The 13,115-nt window shown below is 73.3% G+C and carries 15 protein-coding genes and 1 pseudogene; 9 read left to right on the forward strand and 7 right to left on the reverse strand.

The annotated features are described in order from the left end of the window. Window positions 1-90: 90 nt before the first annotated feature. Window positions 91-774 carry a glycerophosphodiester phosphodiesterase gene (locus ACIRFH_RS09430; protein ID WP_403518496.1) on the forward strand — a complete coding sequence of 228 codons (684 nt, stop codon included), beginning with the start codon at window positions 91-93 and terminating at the stop codon, window positions 772-774. Between the two features lie 31 nt (window positions 775-805). On the opposite strand, the gene ACIRFH_RS09435 is transcribed toward ACIRFH_RS09430, so the two are convergent. Then, entirely contained in the window at window positions 806-1,345 is a 540-nt protein-coding gene (locus ACIRFH_RS09435) for a GNAT family N-acetyltransferase (protein ID WP_403518498.1), read from the reverse strand. A 75-nt stretch (window positions 1,346-1,420) separates the two neighbouring features. Between ACIRFH_RS09435 and ACIRFH_RS09440 the strand changes: the two genes are divergently transcribed. Together ACIRFH_RS09440 and ACIRFH_RS09445 are read left to right on the forward strand one after the other, a co-directional pair. Further along, on the forward strand, window positions 1,421-1,813 hold the full coding sequence (locus tag ACIRFH_RS09440) for a VOC family protein (RefSeq protein WP_403518500.1): 393 nt from the start codon (window positions 1,421-1,423) through the stop codon (window positions 1,811-1,813). 102 nt (window positions 1,814-1,915) lie between these two features. After that, window positions 1,916-2,680 carry a VOC family protein gene (locus tag ACIRFH_RS09445; RefSeq protein WP_403518502.1) on the forward strand — a complete coding sequence of 255 codons (765 nt, stop codon included), beginning with the start codon at window positions 1,916-1,918 and terminating at the stop codon, window positions 2,678-2,680. 25 nt (window positions 2,681-2,705) lie between these two features. Here the strand turns inward: ACIRFH_RS09445 and ACIRFH_RS09450 are convergent, their stop codons facing one another. Continuing rightward, complete coding sequence (locus tag ACIRFH_RS09450; protein ID WP_403518504.1) at window positions 2,706-3,263, reverse strand: MarR family winged helix-turn-helix transcriptional regulator; 558 nt, start codon at window positions 3,261-3,263, stop codon at window positions 2,706-2,708. Then, window positions 3,260-4,957, reverse strand: a complete 1,698-nt coding sequence (locus ACIRFH_RS09455) for an FUSC family protein (RefSeq protein WP_403518506.1) — start codon at window positions 4,955-4,957, stop codon at window positions 3,260-3,262. Before ACIRFH_RS09455 ends, ACIRFH_RS09450 begins: the two co-directional genes overlap by 4 nt. Before the next feature lie 188 nt (window positions 4,958-5,145). On the opposite strand from ACIRFH_RS09455, the gene ACIRFH_RS09460 reads away from it, so the two are divergent. The 3 genes and pseudogenes from ACIRFH_RS09460 to ACIRFH_RS09470 all read left to right on the forward strand — a co-directional run. Continuing rightward, on the forward strand, window positions 5,146-5,709 hold the full coding sequence (locus tag ACIRFH_RS09460; RefSeq protein WP_403518508.1) for a DUF5134 domain-containing protein: 564 nt from the start codon (window positions 5,146-5,148) through the stop codon (window positions 5,707-5,709). Between the two features lie 169 nt (window positions 5,710-5,878). Then, entirely contained in the window at window positions 5,879-6,550 is a 672-nt protein-coding gene (locus tag ACIRFH_RS09465; RefSeq protein ID WP_403518510.1) for a phosphatase PAP2 family protein, read from the forward strand. Window positions 6,551-6,597: 47 nt separating this feature from the next. Then, window positions 6,598-6,768, forward strand: a pseudogene (locus ACIRFH_RS09470) (hydrolase); the annotation flags it as partial. A gap of 23 nt (window positions 6,769-6,791) precedes the next feature. Here ACIRFH_RS09470 and ACIRFH_RS09475 read toward each other — a convergent pair. Then, window positions 6,792-7,523, reverse strand: a complete 732-nt coding sequence (locus ACIRFH_RS09475) for a TioE family transcriptional regulator (RefSeq protein ID WP_403518512.1) — start codon at window positions 7,521-7,523, stop codon at window positions 6,792-6,794. Window positions 7,524-7,581: 58 nt separating this feature from the next. Between ACIRFH_RS09475 and ACIRFH_RS09480 the strand changes: the two genes are divergently transcribed. Both ACIRFH_RS09480 and ACIRFH_RS09485 read left to right on the forward strand, forming a co-directional pair. Continuing rightward, window positions 7,582-8,799: an erythromycin esterase family protein gene (locus ACIRFH_RS09480; protein WP_403518514.1), complete on the forward strand. Its 1,218-nt coding sequence runs from the start codon at window positions 7,582-7,584 to the stop codon at window positions 8,797-8,799. 189 nt (window positions 8,800-8,988) lie between these two features. Next, complete coding sequence (locus tag ACIRFH_RS09485) at window positions 8,989-9,705, forward strand: TetR/AcrR family transcriptional regulator (RefSeq protein WP_403518516.1); 717 nt, start codon at window positions 8,989-8,991, stop codon at window positions 9,703-9,705. Here the strand turns inward: ACIRFH_RS09485 and ACIRFH_RS09490 are convergent. Further along, entirely contained in the window at window positions 9,693-11,195 is a 1,503-nt protein-coding gene (locus ACIRFH_RS09490; protein WP_403518517.1) for an LVIVD repeat-containing protein, read from the reverse strand. The genes ACIRFH_RS09485 and ACIRFH_RS09490 overlap by 13 nt on opposite strands. Window positions 11,196-11,402: 207 nt before the next feature. On the opposite strand from ACIRFH_RS09490, the gene ACIRFH_RS09495 reads away from it, so the two are divergent. Continuing rightward, on the forward strand, window positions 11,403-12,059 hold the full coding sequence (locus tag ACIRFH_RS09495; protein WP_403518519.1) for a DUF305 domain-containing protein: 657 nt from the start codon (window positions 11,403-11,405) through the stop codon (window positions 12,057-12,059). 33 nt (window positions 12,060-12,092) lie between these two features. Here ACIRFH_RS09495 and ACIRFH_RS09500 read toward each other — a convergent pair whose 3' ends face one another. Then, complete coding sequence (locus tag ACIRFH_RS09500) at window positions 12,093-12,548, reverse strand: DUF6214 family protein (protein ID WP_403518521.1); 456 nt, start codon at window positions 12,546-12,548, stop codon at window positions 12,093-12,095. A gap of 157 nt (window positions 12,549-12,705) precedes the next feature. Next, window positions 12,706-13,065: an ArsR/SmtB family transcription factor gene (locus tag ACIRFH_RS09505; protein ID WP_403518523.1), complete on the reverse strand. Its 360-nt coding sequence runs from the start codon at window positions 13,063-13,065 to the stop codon at window positions 12,706-12,708. Window positions 13,066-13,115: the final 50 nt, after the last annotated feature.

Consider the following 13,115-nt stretch of genomic DNA (forward strand, 5'->3'; position numbering starts at 1 on the left):
GTATACCAGGCGCAGCAGAGGGGAAACGATCCCGCAGGGCTGTCAGGTCGCCCCCTGCCATCGCCGACGTCGACGGAAGCGAGTCGAGCCGTGAACTTCCTCACCATCGGTCACCGCGGAGCCATGGGTGTCGAACCCGAGAACACCCTGCGCTCCTTCGTCGCCGCCGAGCAGGCCGGCCTCGACGCCGTCGAGCTGGATCTGCACCTGAGCAAGGACGGCGCGCTCGTCGTCATGCACGACGCGGACGTGGACCGCACCACCGACGGCACCGGCGCGATCGCCGACAAGACGCTCGAGGAGCTGCGCGCGCTGGACGCGGGCCGCGGGGAGCGGATCCCGGTCTTCGAGGAGGTGCTGGACGCCGTCTCGGTGCCGCTCCAGGCCGAGATCAAGGACGCGGCGGCGGCGCGGACGCTGGCCGAGGTGATGCGCCGGCGCGATCTGGTGGACCGGGTGGAGGTGATCTCCTTCCACGACGAGGCCATCGCCGAGATCGCCCGGCTCGTGCCGGGGGCGCGGACCGCCCTGGTCGCCGAGCACTACGGGCCCGAGGTGGTGGACCGCGCCCTCGCGGTCGGCGCCGCGACCCTGTGTCTGGACATCAACCGGATCACGCTGGAGATCGTGGAGCGGGCCCGCAAGGCGGGCCTGCGGGTCTTCTCCTGGACGGTGAACACCCAGGACCATCTGCGACTGGTGCGCGCCCTGGGACTGGACGGCGCGACCACCGACTACCCGGAGATCAAACGGACGGGCCGCTTCACCGCGTGAGTCCCAGGGCGTGGACGTCGCCCGCCCGTCGTCAGGCCAGCGGCTTGACCAGCAGCTCGAAGCACAGGTCGTCCCGCTGCGGGATGCCGAAGCGCTCGTCGCCGTACGGGAAGGGGGTCGTCTCTCCCGTACGGCGGTAGCCGCGGCGCTCGTACCAGGCGATGAGGTCCTCGCGCACGGAGATGACGGTCATGTGCATCTCCGCCACGCCCCACACCTCGCGGGCCTGCCGCTCCGCCTCCGCGATGACCCTCTTGCCGAGCCCCTCGCCCTGGAGCGCCGGGCTGACGGCGAACATCCCGAAGTAGGCGTGTTCGCCGCGGTGCTCGAGCTGGCAGCAGGCCACGATCCCGCCGTCCCGCTCGACCGTCAGCAGACGGCTGTCCGGCGACTTGACGACCTCCAGCACGCCCTCGGGGTCCGTGCGCTGTCCCTGGAGGATGTCCGCCTCGGTGGTCCACCCGGCCCGGCTGGACTCGCCCCGGTACGCGGACTCCACGAGCGCGACGAGCGCGTCCACGTCGGCGTCGGTGGCGTCGCGGAAGGTCAGTCGGCCGGCGGCGGTGTCCATGGGTGTCTCTCCGGTTCGTTCTCGGGCGCGGCGCGGGCACCGACGAGCGTAGCGCTCCCGTTAGGCTCCGGACGCATGGTGCATGTACTCAGCAGCCGGATCCTGCTCCGTCCCACCGACCCCGACCGCTCCCGCGCCTTCTACGGCGAGCAGCTCGGCCTCGCCGTCCACCGCGAGTTCGGCACCGGGCCCGAGCGGGGCACCGTGTACTTCCTCGGCGGCGGTTTCCTGGAGGTCTCCGGCCGCTCCGAGGCGCCCCTGTCCCCCGCGCTGCGGCTGTGGCTCCAGGTCGAGGACGCCGCGGCGGCCGAGGCGGAGCTGCGGGCGAAGGGCGTCGGGATCGTCCGGCCGCCGGTCAAGGAGCCGTGGGGGCTGGTGGAGATGTGGATCGAGGACCCGGACGGCACGCGGATCGTGCTGGTGGAGGTGCCGGCGGACCATCCGCTGCGCTACCGGCCCGGGATCTGAGCCACCGGGGCGAAGGATGCCGGATGGCCGCGGGGCCCGCCCGGCCTTAGCGTGCTGGAGGGGAGGGGACGGTCTGCGGCCCGGCGGAAGAACCCCGACGCGATGAAGCTCCACGGACCGGTGCCCGGCGGGCCCTGCTGGGCCGAGCTGGGGACCAGCGATCTGGAGGCGGCCAAGCGGTTCTACGCGAAGCTGTTCGGCTGGCGCCCCGAGACGGACTCCCGGCGGCAGACGGGCGGTTACGCGGTCGCCCGTCTCGACGGCGCGGCCGTCGCCGGACTGGCGCCCCTGTACCAGCGGGCGCAGCCCGTCGCGTGGAACGTCTCGTTCGCCGTGGCCGACGCGGACGCCGCCGTGCGGCGGGTGTCCGCGGCGGGCGGGGCGGTCCCGCAGGGCCCGGTGGACGTGTCCGACGCGGGCCGGACCGCGGTGGCCGTCGATCCGACCGGCGCGGTGTTCCAGCTGTGGCAGGCCAGGACCTTCCCCGGCGCGGGGCTGTTCGACGCGCCCGGTTCGCTGGGCTGGGTGGAGCTGCTGACCCGGGAGCCCGGCCGGGCGGCGGACTTCTACACCACCGTGTTCGGCTGGGGCGTCACCGCCTCCGCGCGCTATCCCCGGTGGTCGGTCGACGGCGCGGACTTCGGCGGCATGGTGACGATGGACGAGAAGTTCCCGCACGAGGTGCCGGCGCACTGGCTGCCGTACTTCGCCGTGGCGGACGTGGACACCGCCGCGGTCGACACGACCGACAGCGACGGCACCGTGCTGATGGAGCCCACCTCCCTGCCCGACGGGCCGCGCATCGCGGTGCTCCGGGATCCGCAGGGCGCGATGTTCGGCGTGTACCGGGCGGGCGACGAGCGCTGAGCCGGCCGCGGCACACCGGACGGTGTCAGATCCGCAGCGCGTCCAGGCGGCCCTCCAGCCGGCCCAGCAGTGCCCCGAGGAGCGCGGCCAGTTGGTCCAGCTCGGACGCGTCGACGCCGGACAGGACGGCCGACTCGTAGGCGAGCTGGTCGGGCAGGATGCCGTCGACCAGGTCGCGTCCGGCGTCGGTGAGGCGGACGTGGGCGACCCGGCGGTCGCGGGTGTCGCCGCGCCGCTCCACCAGGGCGCGCTCGGTGAGCTGCTTGAGGCGCTTGGTGACGGCGGCGCCGGAGGAGAAGGTCTCGCGGGCCAGCTCGCCGGGGGTCAGCTCGTGTCCGGTGCGGCGCAGCGCGCCGAGCAGGTCGAACTCGGCGCGGCTGAGGCCCGCCCGGCGCAGCGGGGCGTCCTCGGCCTGCTGGAGGAGGGCGGCGCAGCGGTTGATGCGGCCGATGATCTCCATGGGGCCGGTGTCGAGGCCGGGATGGACGGCCCGCCACTGCCGGACGACGGCGGCGACGGTGTCCCCGCCCGGTCCGCCGTTCGCGCTGCCCCCGGTCGCCGAGCCCCCGTCGGTTGCGGTCATGGCCGTACGTCCTCCGTTCTCGTGCCCGTGTCCCGGTCCGCACGCGCTGCCTGGCGTCGCACCGTTGCCGCGAGCGTACGGTGTCCGGCCTGCTCGGCGAGCACGACCCTCTCCTGGGGCAGGGCGCGCTGCCACCACTCGCCGGCCGCGGCGTCGGCCGCGGCGCGCAGGTCGGTCAGGGCGGCGGCCAGGCCCCGGCGGGCCGCTTCCAGGGCGGCGGGCGCGGGCTCGGGCTCCGCGAGGAGACGGGCGGCGCGCTCGCGGGCGCGGTCGGCGGCGGTCACCGCCTGCCCGACGCGGTCGCCGGCACGCCGGTTGGTGACGACGACGGCCGCGAGGAAGCCCACCAGGGCGCCGACGAGGGTGTCCACCACCCGTTCGGTGATCAGCTCGCCGGGCGCCTGGTAGCCGGGGAACTCGGTGATGAGCAGGGCCATCGGCGTCACGCAGACGCTGCCGAGCCAGTAGTTGCGGGTGATGAGTGCCTCGGCGCCGAAGTTGAGGGCGAGACAGAGCAGGACGAGGAGGATCTTCCCCAGATGGGCGAGCGGCGCCAGGGCGGCGAACAGCAGCACTCCGGCGAGGTTGCCGACGACGCGCTGGACGGCCCGGCCCCAGGTCAGGGACAGATTGGCCTGGTAGAGCGCGGCGGCGGTGACCAGCGCCCAGTAGGGGCGGCCGATGCCGAGCGCCAGGGAGGCGTAGCCGGCCAGCGCACAGCCGAGGGCGGTGCGCACGGCGACGGGCGCGAGCGGGCCGAGCCGCTGCCACAGGGGTGCGGGGCGGACGGCGAGTTCGGCGTCCACGCCCAGCAGTTCCTCGGTGGCCGCGGCGTCGGCGCGGGGGTCGGCGGTGCGGGGTACGCGCCCGGTGCCGCGCAGGGCTCGGGCCCAGTCGCGCAGCCGCTCCGGGTCCGTGTCGGCGGGCGCGGCGAGCGCGACCTCGGCGCGGACGACGAGGCGTTCCAGGGCGTGCCGGGTGGTGGCGCGGGTGCCGGTGGCGGGCAGGGAGAGCAGGGTCTGCCAGGCGGCCTGGACGGCGGCGTACCCGGCGGCGCGGGCCGGGGCGTGGCCGTCGCCGGTGCCGCGGGTGTCGGCGTACGCGGCGGCGGCGTTCAGGGCCTGCGCGGTGGCGCGGCGTTCGGGGCCGTGCGGGCGGACGAGGGCGGGGGCCATGCCGACGACCCAGGCCCAGGCACCGGCCGCGGCACCCAGCGCCAGGTGGCCGGGGACCTGGCCGAGGGTCTGCGGGACGAAGAGGGAGGCGGAGCTGATGAAGGTGAGGACCACGTTGCCCGGCGGGCCGACGCGGGTGGCGTCGCACAGGGTCTTCTGCACGGCGGCCAGGAGGGCGCCGACGGTGACGAGGACGACGGCGTCGCGGGTGAGGGAGGCGGTGACCAGGGAGACGGCGACGCCGCCGAGCATGCCGAGCACCACCCACGCCAGGGTGCGGGCCCGGGCGGCGTAGGGGCGGTTGTGGGCGTAGAGCGCGCACAGGGACCCGGCCATCGTGTACATCGCGAGGTCGAGCCGGCCGAGCGCCAGCAGGATCAGGTTGGGCGGGGCGATGGCGGCGACCGAGCTGAGGGCGGGCTTGAACCAGATCTCGGAGGGGCGGCGCAGCCGCAGCACGCCGGACAGGGAGAGGCGGCGGACGAGTGAGGTGCCGGAGGTGGGGGTCGCACTGCTCATACGATGAATTTTAACAGGTGTTTTACTAGTGAAAGATGGTCGACGGTGTGACGCGCGCCCGGCTACGACCTGCCCGGTTCCGCCGTGCTCCGCCGGATGCCCCCCGTGCACTCCCTTGCGCTCGCGTGCGCGCCGCCTCGCCCGGGCAGGCCTTGACCGACCGTCGAGCGCCGAACGGGGAGGTGCCCGTGCACGGACCGGCATCGTCCGGCTGGTTGCTGGTCGCGCTGTGCGCGGCGACCGGGGCCTACTGCCTGCTGCGGATGCGCAGCGACGTCGAGGAGCAGCGCCGCGCGGCCGGCGGCGAGGCCCTCATGGGATTCGGCATGGCCGCCATGGCCGTGCCCACGGCGGTGTTCACTCCGCCCCCGTGGACGTGGCCCGCCTACGCGGTGGTGTTCGGCGGTGCCGGGCTGCACGCCCTGTGGGCGGCCCGCTCGTCCCGGCATCATCTGCACCACCTCGTCGGGGCCGCGGCCATGGTCTACATGGCGGTGGTGATGGCGGGCTCCCCCGCCGGCGCGCACGGGCACGGCCACGGGCACGGCGGTTCCGGGATCCCGCTGCTGACCGGGGTGCTGCTGCTCTACTTCACCGGGTACGTGCTGGTGACCGGCGTACGGCTGATACCCGTCGCGGCCGTGGCGGGCGGCGGCGCGACGGCGGCCGGGTGGGGCGACCGGCCGGAGCTGGCGCGGGCGTGCCGACTGTCGATGGGGATCGCGATGCTGGGGATGCTGCTGACCATGTGACACCCCGGCCCGGACACGCCGGGGGTGCCGCACACCGGGTGCGCCGTCGTCGCCTGCGCCGTGTCGCGGCGAAGGCACCGACGCCCGGTAGCTGCCCGCCACTCCCCCGCAGCCGGGTCACTCACGGGGAAAGTGGCCTCCCGCACCCCGGGTCGGCGAGTATCGCAGCATGCACTCGCCGACCGTGGACTCCCCGCCCCGTCCGCCGCAGCCGCGCACTGCCGTCCGTACGGCCTGGGTCCTGGCCCTGTGCTCCGTGGTGCTGCTCGTCCTGGTCGCCGCCAGATGGCGCCCGCTGACCGGCCTGGACGACGACATCTCGCGGACCACGCACCGCTGGGCGGTCGACGAAACGGGCGTCACGCACGTCATGCGCGTCCTCAGCGACTGGGTGTGGGACCCATGGACGATGCGCCTGTTGTGCGCGGTGGTGGTGGTGTGGCTGTGGTGGCGGCGCGGGGACCGGCGGACGGCCGTGTGGCTGGCGGCGGCCTGCGTACTCGGCAACCTGCTGCAACAGTTCCTGAAGGCCGCGGTGGACCGCCCCCGCCCCGTCTGGCCCGACCCCGTGGACTCCGCGCACTACGCGGCCTTTCCCTCGGGCCATGCCATGACCGCCACCCTCGTGTGCGCTCTGCTGGTGTGGCTGCTCCACCACCACGGCGCCGCCCGTGGTCTGCGCCTGGCCGCGTCGGCAGCGGCGGGGATCTCCGTGGCCGGCGTCGGCGTGACCCGGGTGTGGCTGGGCGTCCACTGGCCGACGGACGTCGTCGGGGGCTGGCTCCTGGGCTCACTGATGGTGGCCGTCGCGGTGCTCGTCCACGGGCGGTGGGTGCGGTGAGCACGAGGGCGGCACGCCGGCGCCGCGCGGCCCCGTAGGACCCGCCCGTGGCCGCCGTCCTGTTCGACTTCTCCGGGCCCCTCTTCCGCGTCGAATCCGCCGACACCTGGCGGCGCGCGGTGCTGGAGGACCGGGGAGCGGCGCTGTCCGGCCCGGAGTCGGCGGGGACCGCCCGGGCGCTCGAGGCGGCCGACGCGCTACCGGGCGGTGCCGGCCCTGGTGCGCTGATCCGCCCACGGTCTCATCCGCGTCGGCGCAGGTACGCGTCCAGCTCGGCGGCTCCGGACAGCATCGCCCGTCCGCGGGCGGTCAGCCGGCCGTGCCAGTCGCCCAGGGCGCCCTCCAGCGGCTCCAGGCCGCCGGCCGCCCGCACCTGGGCGATCAGCGGGGCGATCTGCTCCAGCAGGTAGCCGCCCCGCCTGAGCTGGTGGGCCAGCCTGGCGTCCCGTACGTCGGCCTCGTCGTAGACGCGGTATCCGGTCCGCGGGTCGCGGCGCGGACGCACCAGCCCGGCACGTTCCCACTTGCGCAGCGTCGCGGGCCGGATGCCGAGCTTCCGTGCCAGTGGCCCGATGAACGTACCGCCGGGCCCGGACACCACCGCCGACTCGGGCGCCCGGACGGGCTCCAGGTCGCGGAGGGCGCTCTCCACGGCCTTCAGGGTGCGCCGGTCCTCGAGGAGCTGGGCGTGGCTCTCGTCGAGGAGGCGGAACGCCTCGTCGTCCGCGCCCCGGTTCACGGCCCGCATGACCGACGTCGCCGTCCGGTGGCCGTGACCGGGCACCAGGGCCAGGAACGCGCGCAGGGCCGCCGCGTGCAGCGGGGTGTAGGTGCGGTAGCCGTGAGGCGTGCGCGCGGCGGCCGGGAGGATGCCGGCCGCCTCGTAGTTCCTGATCGCCTGTGTGGACAGACCGTTCCCGCGCGCGAGATCGACCGGCCTGAGCCGCTCACTGTTTTGAAGGTTTCGCCCCATGAGGCCGACGGTACCGCGTAGAAGTTTCCACCGGAGGTTCAACGATACGGTGGAATCCATGGCTACTGACATCAAGGACGGCGTCCATCCCGTCGAGGCCACCGCCCTCATGGGGCTGCTCCCGGCCAGGCCGCGGCTGCTCGCGTTGGGCGAGCCCACGCACGGCGAGGACACTCTGCTCGACCTGCGCAACGAGCTCTTCCGGCGACTCGTCGAGGAGGAGGGCTACCGGACGATCGCGATCGAGAGCGACTGCGTGGCGGCCCTGGTCGTGGATGACTACGTCACCGCGGGCACGGGCACCCTCGACGAGGTCATGGAGCGCGGATTCAGCCACGGGTTCGGCGCGTCCGCGGCCAACCGCGAACTCGTGCGCTGGATGCGCGCCTACAACGTTCGCGCCGACAACGACGGCCGGCCCGCGTCCGAGCGGATCCGCTTCGCCGGTTTCGACGGCCCGCTGGAGATCACCGGCGCCGCGAGCCCGCGGCAGGCCCTCACCGCGCTCCACGGCTACCTCGCGGCCCGGGTCGACGCGGACCTGCTCCCCTGTACCGGGCAGACGCTCGACCGCCTGCTCGGCCCCGACGAGCGGTGGACCGATCCCGCCGCGATGACGGCCCCGTCCCGGTCGGTGGGGCAGTCGGCCGAGGCCGGCCGACTGCGGCTGCTGGCCGACGATCTGGTGGCGCTGCTCGACGCGGAGACGCCGCACCTGATCGCGGCGGCCTCGCGGGACGACTGGGACCGGGCGCGCCTGTACGGGCGCACCGCGACCGGCCTGCTGCGCTACCACCACTGGATGGCCGACACCTCACCGAGCCGCATGACGCGGCTGTGCGCGCTGCGGGACTCGATGATGGCCCACAACCTCCTCGCCGTCGCCGAACGGGGGCCGGCACTCGTCCACGCCCACAACTCCCATCTCCAGCGGGACAAGAGTTCGATGCAGATGTGGCAGGGGCCGGTGGAGTGGTGGAGCGCCGGTGCGCTGGTGAGCGCCCGGCTCGGCGAGGAGTACGCCTTCGTGGCCACGGCCCTCGGCACGATCCGGCACCGGGGGGTGGACACGCCGCCGCCGGACACCGTCGAAGGACTGCTGTACGCCCTACCGGAGGACCGCTGCGTCGTGGACGTCTCGCGGCTGGCCGCCGTCCTCGGCGACGTCCTGCCCGCGCCCCGCGTGACTCCCTGGTTCGGCTACGCCCCGCTCGACCCGGTCCGCTTGACGGGCAGCGACGGCATCGTGTTCGTCAAGGACGTCCCGCGGAGCTGACGCGGCGGCGACGCGCCGACCACGGGGGCTGCGAAGGCCGTAGCCCGAAGCAACCATCGTCGTGCCCGCCCGCTCCGGGCGATCCCCCGCGTCGCCCGGAGCAGACGGTGGTCGGACGAGCCCGCCAGGGGGCCGGTCCGTCTGCGCCGAGTATAGTTGGCTGGCAGCCAGTCAACGCAGGAGTACAGCATGTCCCCGCGCAGCGCCTCGGTCAATGAAGAGTTGCGGAGGCGTTCGAAGGAGCGGCTCCTGCAGGCCACGGTGGAACTGGTCGGTGAGCACGGGTACGACGCGACCACGCTCGGCGACATCGCCGACCGGGCGGGTTCGGCACGTGGTCTGGTCTCGTACTACTTCCCCGGCAAGCGCCAGCTGGTGCAGTCCGCGGTGCACCGCCTGATGCACCGCACGCTCGAGGAGGCCCTGGATCGCGAGCCGCGCACCGCCGAGGGACGGGAGCGGATGGCGCGGGCCATCGACGCGATCCTGGGGCTCGCCCGGGACCGGCCGGTCCTCATGCGCCAGCACATGGCGGGACTGCTCCAGGCCGAGGGGTTCGTGCCGTGCCCCGAGCAGCGGCGGCTGGCCGAACTGCTGCGGGACACCGTGGCCCGGCACGGCTCCCGGGACGTCGACCACGACTATCCGATGCTGCGGGCACTGCTGATGGGCGCCGTCTTCGCCGCCCTGGTACCCGGGGTGCCGATGCCCGTGCCGGTGCTGCGCGCCGAGCTGTTCAAGCGCTACCGGCTGGACTGGGAACTGGGTGTCCCGCCGGAGGCCGAGGCGCCCGGCGGGACGTGCGACACGGATCTGTCGCGGTTCTTCGCGACCGGCACGGCACCCGGGTGCCCGCCGCCGGCCGGTCCGGCGGATCAGCCGGACCGGTCAGGTCAGTCGAAGTAGTCCGGCTGCGTCTGCACGTTGAGTTCGCGCAGGTGGATCCGCTTGGCCGGGTCGGTGCGCCGGTCGTCCAGCTTCAGGACGTCGAAGCCCTTGGCCATGTCGTTCGAGTAGATGTAGCCGTTGTAGTAGTACGCCGACCAGGAACCGCCGGTGACCAGACTGTCCGTGGACAGCGGGCCGCGCTCGAAGTAGGCGATCTCCTTCGGGCGGGAGGAGTCGGTGAAGTCCCAGACGGAGAGGCCGCCCTGGTACCAGGCCTGGACCATGAGGTCCTTGCCCTTGACCGGGATCAGCGAGCCGTTGTGCGCGACGCAGTTCTCGGTGTCGGCCTGGTGGCGCGGGATCTTGAAGTAGCTGCGGAAGACCAGCTTGCGGTGGTCGCCCTTGCCGACGATGTCGTAGATGCCGTCGGCGCCGCGGTTCGGGCCGATCTCCGCGTTGCAGGTGGGCGCGCCGCCGCCGCCCAGCTCGTCGGTGAACACGACCTTGTTCGCCTTCTGGTTGAAGGTGGCCGAGTGCCAGAACGCGAAGTTGACGTTGTCCTGGACCCGGTCGATGACCTTCGGGTGCTCGGGGTCCTTGATGGAGAACAGGATGCCGTCGCCCATGCAGGCGCCGGCGGCCAGGTCCTCGGAGGGCAGCACGGTGATGTCGTGGCAGCCGGTGGTCTTGGAGACGCCCGGGTTGGTGGGTCCGCCCGGGTTGCCGCCGCCGTCGGGGCCCTCACCCGGGAACAGCACCGGGAAGTTCACGACCGCGGCCCGCTCGGGGGCGTCGCGCGGCACCTTGATGACCGAGATGCCGTCGTGCGGCGGCCGGCAGTCGGGGTAGGCGGCGTTCGGGGAGTACGAGGAGACGTAGATGTAGACGTCGCGGCGCTCGGGCACCAGCGTGTGGGTGTGCGAGCCGCAGGCGGTCTCGACGGCGGCGACGTACTTCGGGTTGCGCTTGTCGCTGATGTCGAAGACCTTCATGCCCTCCCAGGACGACTTCTCCGTCGCGGGCTGGGTGGTGCTGTGGCAACTGCTGTCGCTGCGCGAGGAGTCGGTCGACAGGAACAGCAGGTCGCCGGAGACCGAGACGTCGTTCTGCGAGCCCGGGCACAGGACCTGGGCGACGGTCTTGGGCTTCTTCGGGTTGCCGATGTCGAAGATGCGGAAGCCGTCGTAGTTGCCGGCGAAGGCGTACTTGCCCTGGAAGGCCAGGTCGGAGTTGGTACCGGGCAGCGCGTCCTTCGGGATGTTGGCCAGGTGCTGGATGTTGTCGGAGTGGACGATCTCGTCCCGGCCGGGTATCTCGCCGCTCGCGATGGCGTCGCGTGCTTCGGCGCGCACGCTCGAGGACACCTCCTTCGACGTGGCCGGGCCGTCCCCCGGGTCGGGGGTCGCCGCGGCCGGGACGGCCGTGAGCAGCGCGGCCACGAGTCCGGCGGCTGCTGCCGCGACTCCCAGGCGTCTGCGCCGCGTTCGCGGATCGCTCAACAGGGTCACTGTTTCCTCCCTACGTCCGTTCCCGTCGGAACGGTTCGCGCACCCGCAGTATCGTCTTCGCCATGCACATACCAACAGGGGGCAACAAACACGTAATGAAGTTTTCTGATCAGCAGGGCGCGGAAGCGTGCTAGGACGGTCATCGCGCTCACGAGGTGTTCCGTGTCCCTCCCTTCGAAGGGGCACCCCCGGCCACAGGAGGTTGCCGTGCCCATCCGTCCCGCGTCGATCCGCGCGTCACTCGTCACGGCGTCGCTGGCCGCACTGGCCGTGCTCGGGCTCGGGGCCTGCGACTCCTCTCCGGACACCAAGTCGGCGGCGGCGGCCGGACCTTCGGTGATCGTTCCGGGTGAGCCCGGCGGGGCCAACCGGACGATCTCGGCCGAGGAGGCCGAGCGACAGCGCACCGACGACGACTCCCCCAACTCGGCGGACGTCGCCTACGCGCGGATGATGATCCAGCACCACGCCCAGGCTCTGGAGATGACCGGTCTCGTGCCGCAACACGCCGAGTCCGGGCAGGTGAAGAAGCTCGCCGAGCGCATCTCCGCCGCCCAGGGGCCGGAGATCACGGCGATGAAGGGCTGGCTCGCGGCCCACGGCCGGCAGGAGACGGGCGGCGGGCACGACCACGCCGCGATGCCGGGGATGGCGACCGAGGCACAGCTCGGACAGTTGCGCGCGGCGCACGGCAAGGCCTTCGACCGGCTCTTCCTCACGCTGATGATCACCCATCACGAGGGGGCGATCACCATGGCCACGGACGTGAAGGCGCAGGGCAACAACGTGCAGATCGAGGAGATGGCCGACGACGTGGTCGCCCAGCAGACGAGCGAGATCTCGCGGATGCGCGGAATGCTCTGACGGCTCTTCGGCGGGATCCCGACGGGCGGGCGGTCAGCGCCGTGCGCGGCGCGGGGGCAACAGGCCGTCGTCGCGCGCCCGGCCGATCAGCCTGAGCGACCGGCTCCGGCCGTGTCCGGTCGCGCGCATCACCGCGAGGACCGGGTCGGCGCCCTCCTCCCGGGCCGCCCGGTACTCCTGTGCGACGAGCCGGCGTTCCTCGTCGCCGCCCGGCCGGGCGGGACGGGAGCGCCGCGGCGCGGCCGCAGGACGGTCCGCCAGGGGCCGCACACAGGCCTCGAAGAGCGGGTCCTCCAGCCACTCGGCGAGCACGGACAGGTCGTCGAGGGACAGGGCCGGCTCGGCCCGTACGTCCTCGACGCGGACCCCGTCGCCGCAGAGCACGGCGAGCGCGTCGATGCGGGCACCGTCGGCGAACGTCCAGCGGACATCGAACCACGACGTGGTCGCGCCCCCCTCCCGCACCACCCAGGTGTGCCGCACGGACATCTCACCGTCGTCCGGACATCGATCGGAAAGCTGAAGAGAACGATCAACAAAGGATGCTTCGAGCACATCCGCAACGTAACCGCGTGATCACATTCCCTACGCCCGACACACGCGCCCACCCCCTCGGGCGGCACCCCGTCAGCGCATCCGCGTGCGGTCAGCCGGTGCCCAGGCGGGCGGCCTGGCGGTCGGCCGCGGCCAGGAGGGCGTCGAGGAGCCCCGGGAAGAGGGCGTCCAGGTCGTCCCTGCGCAACCCGTTCATCTTGGCCGTGCCCCGGTAGGTCTGCCGGATCACCCCGCTCTCGCGCAGTACGCGGAAGTGGTGGGTGGTGGTCGACTTGGTGACGGGCAGGTCGAAGTACGAACAGGAGAAGAGCTCGTCGCTGCCGGCGGCGATGTCCCGCACGATCCGCAGCCGCATCGGGTCGGACAGGGCGTGCAGCACGCCCTCCAGGCGGATCTCCGCGCGCGCCGGATGCGGCAGATCGCGGCTGCTGACGGCTGTGGCGGGGGGCACGGCGGCTCCAGTTCGTCCGGGAGGTCCCACCGCTCGGGAGCGATGCGGGA

Source organism: Streptomyces sp. NPDC093586 (genome assembly GCF_044764905.1).
Taxonomy (GTDB): Bacteria; Actinomycetota; Actinomycetes; order Streptomycetales; family Streptomycetaceae; genus Streptomyces.

What these genes read in the sequence shown, in the direction of transcription:
- ACIRFH_RS09435 (WP_403518498.1), bottom strand. Translation starts at nt 1,345, where the DNA reads ATGGACACCGCCGCCGGCCGACTGACCTTCCGCGACGCCACCGACGCC.
- ACIRFH_RS09440 (WP_403518500.1), top strand. Translation starts at nt 1,421, where the DNA reads ATGGTGCATGTACTCAGCAGCCGGATCCTGCTCCGTCCCACCGACCCC.
- ACIRFH_RS09445 (WP_403518502.1), top strand. Translation starts at nt 1,916, where the DNA reads ATGAAGCTCCACGGACCGGTGCCCGGCGGGCCCTGCTGGGCCGAGCTG.
- ACIRFH_RS09450 (WP_403518504.1), bottom strand. Translation starts at nt 3,263, where the DNA reads ATGACCGCAACCGACGGGGGCTCGGCGACCGGGGGCAGCGCGAACGGC.
- ACIRFH_RS09455 (WP_403518506.1), bottom strand. Translation starts at nt 4,957, where the DNA reads ATGAGCAGTGCGACCCCCACCTCCGGCACCTCACTCGTCCGCCGCCTC.
- ACIRFH_RS09465 (WP_403518510.1), top strand. Translation starts at nt 5,879, where the DNA reads ATGCACTCGCCGACCGTGGACTCCCCGCCCCGTCCGCCGCAGCCGCGC.
- ACIRFH_RS09475 (WP_403518512.1), bottom strand. Translation starts at nt 7,523, where the DNA reads ATGGGGCGAAACCTTCAAAACAGTGAGCGGCTCAGGCCGGTCGATCTC.
- ACIRFH_RS09480 (WP_403518514.1), top strand. Translation starts at nt 7,582, where the DNA reads ATGGCTACTGACATCAAGGACGGCGTCCATCCCGTCGAGGCCACCGCC.
- ACIRFH_RS09485 (WP_403518516.1), top strand. Translation starts at nt 8,989, where the DNA reads ATGTCCCCGCGCAGCGCCTCGGTCAATGAAGAGTTGCGGAGGCGTTCG.
- ACIRFH_RS09500 (WP_403518521.1), bottom strand. Translation starts at nt 12,548, where the DNA reads ATGTCCGTGCGGCACACCTGGGTGGTGCGGGAGGGGGGCGCGACCACG.